Annotated in this window: 2 protein-coding genes; both read left to right on the forward strand. The window is 72.5% G+C overall.

What is annotated here, in order from left to right; all coding sequences use genetic code 11:
- Positions 1-458: 458 nt before the first annotated feature.
- The gene (locus tag L1885_RS25045; protein ID WP_235799445.1) at positions 459-1,247 is read left to right on the forward strand and encodes an ABC transporter ATP-binding protein; all 789 of its coding nucleotides are present in this window, start codon (positions 459-461) and stop codon (positions 1,245-1,247) included.
- Positions 1,244-3,823: an ABC transporter permease gene (locus tag L1885_RS25050; protein WP_235799446.1), complete on the forward strand. Its 2,580-nt coding sequence runs from the start codon at positions 1,244-1,246 to the stop codon at positions 3,821-3,823. The genes L1885_RS25045 and L1885_RS25050 overlap by 4 nt, the downstream gene beginning before the upstream one ends.
- Positions 3,824-3,887: the final 64 nt, after the last annotated feature.

Raw genomic sequence — 3,887 nt, forward strand, 5'->3', positions numbered from 1 at the left:
CCGCCGTGCGGGCCGCCGGGGCGCGGCCGTCGCGGGCGTGGTGCGTGGAGCCCGTACGGCCGGTGCGGCGCCCGCCTCGCGGCGGCCGCGCCGTTCGCCCGTACGGCGGTGGTGTGCCGCCCCTCAGCCTCTCACCCCCCGCCGACCTGCGGGAGTGCGCCTCCCTCCACCTCAGGGCCCGGTCCCGGCGCGGGCTCCCCTAGGGGGACCTCCTCACATCTGCCCAGGGGCCGTTCGTCCCGCTGGAGGAGGTGGGGGCGGGGTGGCGCTCCTTACCTTGTTCTTACGGGTCCGAGGGCCCGCGCCGCGGCCGGGGATCGCCGCGGCAAGGGGCGGGGGCCCCAGCGGCGGGGGTGGGGAAAACCCGAGGACAGGACGGTGCCGTGCACCAGGGCGCCGGGCCCCCGCATTGAGAAGACTGGCGAGAGCCGAAGCAGCACCTACCGAGGAGACATACCGTGACCACTGCTGTCAGCACACCCAGGCACGGGGGTACTGGAGGGCGTACGGCAGTCGCGGCGCGAGCGCGACAGGTCGTCAAGGCGTACGGGGCGGGGGAGACCCGGGTCGTCGCGCTCGACCATGTCGATGTGGACATCGCGAAGGGGCAGTTCACCGCGATCATGGGGCCGTCGGGGTCCGGCAAGTCGACCCTGATGCACTGCCTCGCGGGGCTCGACACGGTGACGTCCGGGGAGATCCACCTGGACGAGACGGAGATCACCCGGCTCAGGGACAAGCGGCTCACGCAGCTTCGCCGGGACCGGATCGGCTTCATCTTCCAGGCGTTCAACCTGCTGCCGACGCTGAACGCGATGGAGAACATCACGCTGCCCATGGACATCGCGGGCCGCAAGCCGGACGCCGCGTGGCTGCGGCGCGTGGTGGAGACCGTGGGGCTCGGGGACCGGCTGGGGCACCGGCCGACCCAGCTGTCCGGCGGCCAGCAGCAGCGCGTCGCGGTGGCGCGTGCCCTGGCGGCCCGGCCGGAGATCATCTTCGGTGACGAGCCGACGGGCAACCTGGACTCCCGCGCGGGCGCCGAGATCCTCGGCTTCCTGCGCACGTCCGTCGACGAACTCGGCCAGACGATCGTGATGGTGACGCACGACCCGGTCGCCGCCTCCTACGCGGACCGGGTCCTCTACCTCGCCGACGGCAGGATCGTCGACGAGATGCTGCGGCCGACGGCCGACTCCGTGCTCGACCGGATGAAGCACTTCGAGGCGCGGGGGCGCACGTCATGACTCTCTTCAAGACCTCGCTGCGCAACTTCCTCGCGCACAAGGGCCGCATGGCGCTCTCGGCGATCGCGGTCCTGCTGTCGGTGGCGTTCGTCTCCGGGACGCTCGTGTTCACGGACACGATGGACACCACCTTCGACAAGCTGTTCGCGGTGACCGCGTCGGACGTCACCGTCTCGCCGAAGGACACCGGTAACGGTTCGGGCGGGCCCACCGGCAGGCCCGAGTCGCTGCCGGCCGCGACGATGGCGCGGCTGGAGAAGGTGCCGGGCGTGCGCTCCGTGGAGGGCGCCGTCTCCAGCCAGTCCGTCACCGTCGTCGACGCGCACGACAAGAACGTCGGCCCGACGACGGGCGCCCCGACCATCGCGGGCAACTGGACGTCCGGCGACGCGAAGTCCATGGACGTGACGTCGGGCCACCGGCCCGCGCGGGCCGGCGAGGTGATGGTCGACGCGGACACCGCGAAGAAGCACCACCTGCGCCTCGGCGACACGCTGCGGACCATCTCGGGCACCGGCGACTTCACGGCCCGCGTCTCCGGCATCGCGACCTTCAAGGTCACCAACCCGGGCGCGACCGTCGTCTACTTCGACACGGCGACCGCGCAGCGCGAACTCCTCGGCGGCCCGGGCAGGTTCAGCGCGTTCGACGTGACGGCGGCGAAGGGCGCGAGCGACGCGCAGGTCAAGCGGAACGTGCGGGAGGCGCTCGCCGGCACCGGCGCGTACACGATCCAGACGCAGAAGGAGAACGCGGACGCGAACAAGAAGGAGGTCGGCTCCTTCCTCGACGTGATCAAGTACGCGATGCTCGGCTTCGCGGGGATCGCGTTCCTCGTCGGGATCTTCCTGATCGTCAACACGTTCTCGATGCTGGTCGCGCAGCGCACCCGGGAGATCGGCCTGATGCGGGCGCTCGGTTCGAGCCGCAGGCAGGTCAACCGGTCCGTGTTGACGGAGGCGGTACTGCTCGGCGTCGTCGGCTCGGTGACGGGCGTCGCGGCGGGCGTCGGCCTCGCGGTGGGGCTGATGAAGGTCATGGGCGCGGCCGGCATGGACCTGTCGACGCAGGACCTGACCGTCACCTGGCGCACCCCGGTGGTCGGGCTCGCGCTCGGCATCATCGTGACCGTCGTCGCCGCGTACGTCCCGGCGCGGCGAGGCGGGAAGATCTCGCCCATGGCGGCGCTGCGGGACGCGGGCACCCCGGCCGACGGCCGCGCGGGCCGCGTCCGGGCCGCGGTCGGCCTGCTGCTGACGCTGGGCGGCGGCCTCGCGCTGTACGCGGCGACGCAGCAGCAGAAGGCGGGCGAGGCGTCGCCGCTGCTGGGCCTCGGGATCGTCGCGACGCTCGTCGGGTTCGTCGTCGTCGGGCCGCTGCTGGCGGGCGGCGTCGTGCGGGCGATCAGCACGGTCGTGCTGCGGCTGTTCGGGCCGGTGGGGCGGATGGCCGAGCGCAACGCGCTGCGCAACCCGCGCCGCACCGGAGCGACCGGCGCGGCGCTGATGATCGGCCTCGCGCTGGTGGCGTGCCTGTCGGTGGTCGGCTCGTCGATGGTCGCGTCGGCGACGGACGAGCTGGACCGCACGGTCGGCGCGGACTTCATCATCCAGTCGGACACCGGCCAGCCGATCGTGCCGCAGGCGGAGGCCGCACTGCGGCACACGCCCGGCCTCGACCACGTCACGCGGTACAAGGACGTCGACGCGACGGTCACGGCGCCGAACGGGTCGGTGAGCAAGCACGCGCCGCTCGTCGCCGCGGACCCGTCGTACGCCTCGGACCTGCGCCGCGACACGACGCAGGGCACGCTGTCCGCCGCGTACGGGGCGAACGCCATGTCGGTGGGCACGACGTACGCGAAGGCCCACCACGTACGGGCCGGGGACACGCTGACCGTGGCGTTCACCGGCGGGCGGACCGCGCACCTGAGGATCGCCGCGGTCACCTCCGACAAGGGCGCCATCGACACGGGCGTGATGTACACGAACATCACGACGGCCTCCCGCTACCTGCCGGCCGACCGGATGCCGGAGAACGAGATCATGTTCGCCGCGGCGAAGGACGGCCGCGAGAAGCAGGCGTACACGGCGCTCAAGGACTCCCTGAAGCCCTATCCGCAGTACTCCGTGCAGAACCAGACCGACTACAAGAAGACGCTGCGCGACCAGATCGGCCAGCTGCTCGACATCGTCTACGCGCTGCTGGCGCTCGCGATCATCGTCGCGGTGCTCGGCGTCGTGAACACCCTGGCCCTGTCGGTGGTGGAGCGGACCCGGGAGATCGGCCTCATGCGGGCCATCGGCCTCTCGCGCCGCCAGCTGCGCCGCATGATCCGGCTGGAGTCGGTGGTGATCGCGCTGTTCGGCGCGCTGATCGGCCTGGGCCTCGGCATGGGCTGGGGCACGGCCGCGCAGAAGCTCCTCGCGCTGGAGGGCCTGGGCGTGCTGAGCATCCCGTGGCCCACGATCGTGGGTGTCTTCGTCGCCTCGGCGTTCGTCGGCCTGCTGGCGGCCCTGTTCCCGGCGTTCCGGGCGGGACGGATGAACGTCCTGAACGCGATCGCCAGCGAGTAGCGCACGGCGGGCCCGGCGCACCACGCCGGCCCCGCCGCGGGCCCGGCCCTCCGCGCCCGGCCCG

This window comes from Streptomyces fuscigenes (assembly GCF_021556455.1).
Taxonomy (GTDB): Bacteria; Actinomycetota; Actinomycetes; order Streptomycetales; family Streptomycetaceae; genus Streptomyces; species Streptomyces fuscigenes.